5 protein-coding genes are annotated in these 4,154 nt (G+C 67.5%); 1 reads left to right on the plus strand and 4 read right to left on the minus strand.

The genetic code is table 11. The features are described 5' to 3' along the window. A partial coding sequence (locus tag Q0C59_RS19000; protein ID WP_291218516.1) for a type II toxin-antitoxin system HipA family toxin occupies window positions 1–1,199 on the minus strand: 1,199 nt, incomplete at its 3' end. After that, the gene (locus Q0C59_RS19005) at window positions 1,196–1,564 is read right to left on the minus strand and encodes a helix-turn-helix domain-containing protein (RefSeq protein WP_291218518.1); all 369 of its coding nucleotides are present in this window, start codon (window positions 1,562–1,564) and stop codon (window positions 1,196–1,198) included. The genes Q0C59_RS19000 and Q0C59_RS19005, both read right to left, overlap by 4 nt. 121 nt (window positions 1,565–1,685) lie before the next feature. Between Q0C59_RS19005 and Q0C59_RS19010 the strand changes: the two genes are divergently transcribed. Further along, entirely contained in the window at window positions 1,686–2,087 is a 402-nt protein-coding gene (locus tag Q0C59_RS19010) for a DoxX family protein (protein WP_291218520.1), read from the plus strand. An 18-nt stretch (window positions 2,088–2,105) separates the two neighbouring features. Here Q0C59_RS19010 and Q0C59_RS19015 read toward each other — a convergent pair whose 3' ends face one another. Continuing rightward, entirely contained in the window at window positions 2,106–3,545 is a 1,440-nt protein-coding gene (locus Q0C59_RS19015) for an NAD-dependent succinate-semialdehyde dehydrogenase (RefSeq protein ID WP_291218522.1), read from the minus strand. Window positions 3,546–3,640: 95 nt separating this feature from the next. Continuing rightward, the coding region (locus Q0C59_RS19020; RefSeq protein ID WP_291218524.1) for an ATP-binding protein at window positions 3,641–4,154 on the minus strand (514 nt) is incomplete at its 5' end.

Raw genomic sequence — 4,154 nt, forward strand, 5'->3', positions numbered from 1 at the left:
CGCAGGAACGGCCGGTCGATCTGATCGGCCAGCAGCGCGGTAGCTTCAGCGCTCACACCTTGTGCGATGAAGTGGACCTGCCAGCCTTCCACCACACCGGCCACGCGCCGGGCCTCTTCCAGCGCCTCGCGCGCGCTCAGTCCGTACATCGCCGCCATCGACAGCGCGTTGTCCACGCTGCTGACCGCGCCGTCTTTCCCCACATGCATCGACTGGTAGCCCAGTGCCTGGCCAGTGGGCAGTACGTCGAACGCCGGTGACAGGCGCAACTGCTGGTTGTCCTGCACCAGCAGTACATGGTTCTTCTCGTGGTCGTCGGTGTTGTCGATCAGGATGTTGAACACGAGCCGACGGAACAGCTCGTGCATGTCTTGCTGCCATTGGCCATGGGCCAACACACCGCGCCGTCGCAGCAGTTGTGCCAGCGCGGGGTAGCCCGGTTCGCTACCCGCCGCGCGCAAGGCGACGTGGGCCGACAACGCATGCAGGCGCTGGCCGGGGGCGCGATCAAAACGCTCGATGGCCAGCGCTGTGCCTCTGGCCAGCGGCACCGGGCGCGTGGTGGCCACGCGGATGCCGGCCAGGGCCGCGAGCGTGAGGCTGGCGTGCTCCAGCAGGCCTTCGTGGGAGCCGGTCTCGTCGCCAAATTTCAGCACCCAGCTTTTGCCGTCAATCTCTATCAACGCTTTGGGCCTCGCCCCACCCATGGTGGCGCCGGGCGCGATCAGGCGTCGCTCGGATTCATCCACCGGAGCGCCTTGTTGCACGCGGCGCACCAAAGCGTGCAGCGCCTGCGCGTCGCCCAACTGCGGCAAGGCGGACGTTGCGTGGGGCAGGTACTCATCGGCCGAAGTCGACACACCCAGGGCGCCGAAACGGTCGTCGCCGGTGAAATACAGCAGCTCCAGCAGCGACAGGCGTGGCGGTCGGTGCAAGAGCCGGATCACGCGCTCGCCCCAGCGGTCAGGGCGTGCATCATCCACCGCGCCGGCGGCGCAGTCTTTCTCGGTGGGCAGGTGCTCGCGGTCGATCAGGGGCAGGTCTTCACTGAGCGCAAATCCCTGGCGTAACCAGTCGGGTGCGTAGCGCAGCGACACGCCGCGCCCGCCCATCACGAGGTGCAGCGAACCCACGAGCACCGGCTGGGCAGGCTGGCCGAGGTACCAGAGGTGCAGCGTGTCGACAGGGACAAAGGTCATGGTGGCCCCGGCTTGCGCGCCAGGCGCGCACTGATGGAGGCCTGCGAACGCACGGCGCGGGTGCGGCGGGCGGCACGGATGTCGAGCTCCAGCGCGCCGGCGTCGAGCTCGGGCGCGGCCAGATCGCCCAGCGCCTGCGTGCGCCCGACCATCCAGAGCGCAGTGGCCAGGATGCCGGCGCTCACGCCCGGGTCACCGCGCTCCAGCCGCGCCAGCGTGGGCACCGAAACCCCCAACCGCTGGGCCCATGCCCGCTGTGATTCCTGCCGCCGCACCCGTGCGAGTGCGAGATGTTCACCCAGGCGCACGAGCGCCGCCGCCGCTTCCGGGGGCAGCGTTTGCAGTGAAGGCGAGATTTTGGGCATGTTTAAAGATTGTCAAATTGGCTGTTTTGACAAAGTTTATGTTCTTTTTGAAGAACCGGGAACCCACTCCTGTACAAAGCGCTCAGCCTTGAGGCCTCTTTTCAAACAACTCGGACCATCCATGAACACACTCAACAACCTCTTCAACCAACCCCGCTTCGGCGTGATCCTGCTGCGCTGGACCCTCGCCATCCTCATGATCTTTCACGGCTGGGCCAAGGTGACCGGGGGTGTGGGCGGGATCGAAGGCATGCTGGTGGCCAAGGGCCTGCCTGGCGCGCTGGCCTACGGCGTGTACCTCGGTGAGTTGATCGCGCCGCTGCTCTTGCTGGTGGGCGTGTGGGTGGTGCCGGCGGCGCTGGTGATCGCGATCAACATGGTGTTCGCCTTGGTGCTCGTGCATTCGAGCCACTTCATGGACATCACCAACACCGGTGGCTGGCGCCTGGAGCTGCAGGCGTTTTTCTTGATGACTGCGCTCGTCGTGGCATTCACGAACAAGCTGGGCCCCAACAAGGGGTGAAGCACCCCCTGCTCGGTTTCAGACGTTCATGATCGAGATGGACCGCGCGTTCAGGTAGGCGTCCATCGCCTCCGGGCCGCCCTCGGTGCCGTAGCCCGAGTCCTTGATGCCGCCGAACGGCATTTCGGCCGAAGGCATGGCGGGCATGTTGACCCACAGCATGCCCACCTCGACGCGGCGCGCCAGCAGGTCGGCGTTTTTCAAGGAACGCGTGAAGGCGTAGCCGGCCAGGCCGAACGGCAGGCGGTTGGCCTCACTGATGGCCTCTTCCAGTGTCTTGAAACTGCGCACCGCAGCCATGGGACCGAAGGGCTCGTCGTTGAACACACGCGCGTCCAGCGGCACGTCGGTGAGGATGGTGGGCTGCCAGAAGTTGCCCGCCTCGCCGATGCGCTCACCGCCGGTGGCCAGCGTGGCACCGCGTTCCACCGCGTCCTTGGTGAACTCGGCCATGGCCGTCACGCGGCGCGGGTTGGCCAGCGGACCCATCTGCGTGCCTTCGGCCGTGCCGTCGCCCACCGCCAAGCCCGCAGCGTGTTTCACGAGCGCCGCCGAGAACTCCTTGGCAATGCTCTCGTGCACCAGAAAGCGCGTGGGCGAAATGCACACCTGCCCGGCGTTGCGGAACTTGGCGCCGCCGGCGGTTTTCACGGCCAGGGCCACGTCGGCGTCTTCACACACGATCACCGGCGCGTGCCCGCCCAGCTCCATGGTCACGCGCTTCATGTGCTGGCCGGCCATGGCGGCGAGCTGTTTGCCCACCGGCGTGGAGCCGGTGAAGGTGATCTTGCGGATGACCGGGTGCGCGATCAGGTAGCTGGAGATTTCCGACGGCGTGCCGTAGACCAGACCCAACACGCCGGGTGGCAGGCCCGCGTCGGCAAAGGCGCGCACCAGCTCGGCCGGCGCGGCCGGGGTTTCTTCGGGCGCCTTCACGATCATGGAGCAGCCGGTGGCCAGAGCTGCGGCCAGCTTGCGCACGACCTGGTTGATGGGGAAGTTCCAGGGCGTGAACGCGGCCACCGGGCCGACCGGGTCTTTGAGCACCATCTGGCGCATGGCGAGGTTGCCGCGCGAAGGCACGATACGGCCGTAAACGCGCAGGCCTTCGTCGGCGAACCAGTCGATGATGTCGGCCGCGGCCATGGCCTCGCCCTTGGCCTCGGCCAGCGGCTTGCCTTGTTCTTGCGTGAGCAGCGCGGCAATGGCGCCGGCGCGTTCGCGCATCAGCGCAGCGGCGGCGCGCATGACCTTGGCGCGTTCGATGGGCGGCTTGTCGCGCCAGACTTCAAAGCCTTTTTGGGCGGCGTCCAGGGCCAGGTCCAGGTCGGCCTGGCGGGCGTGGGCCACGCGGCCGATTTCTTTTCCGGTGGCCGGGTTGAACACGGCCAGCGTTTCGCCGGCGGCGGCGTCGCGCCATTGGCCGTGGATAAACAGTTGGGTGTGGGGGTAGCTCATGATGTCTCCTGCTGCAAATGGGGGAAGCCGGAAACCATACCAGTTGCCTCGCTGCACCACAGCACAAGGTCATGCGGCGTGTTGCCCGTCTCCTGTCAGCCGCCCGTTTTGACCACCCGCCGGTACTGCACCGCTTCGGCGATGTGCGCCACGCCCACGGTGTCGCTGGCGGCCAGATCGGCGATGGTTCGCGCGACTCTCAGCGCGCGGTGTGTGCCGCGCGCGCTCCAGCCCAGTCGGGCGGCGGCGGTGTGCAGGAACTTGAGCGCCAAGGCATCGGCCAGGGCGTGTTCATCGAGCGCGCGCCCCGCCAAGGCCTGGTTGGCAGAGCCCTGGCGGGCCTCAGCGCGGTCTCGGGCCGCGACCACCCGTTCACGCACGCTGGCGCTCGCTTCGCCCGGCTGGTGGGTGAACAGGTTGTCGGGCGGCAAGGCGGGCACCTCCACGTGCAGGTCGATGCGGTCCAGCAACGGGCCGCTGAGCTTGCCCTGGTAGCGCGACACCTGGTCGGGCGTACAACGGCAGGCCCGGGTGGGGTGGCCCAGAAAGCCGCAGGGGCAGGGGTTCATGGCGCCCACCAGTTGAAAGCGCGCTGGAAATTCGGTCTGC

The organism is Hydrogenophaga sp., assembly GCF_022844385.1.
In the GTDB taxonomy this organism is placed as follows: Bacteria; Pseudomonadota; Gammaproteobacteria; order Burkholderiales; family Burkholderiaceae_C; genus Hydrogenophaga.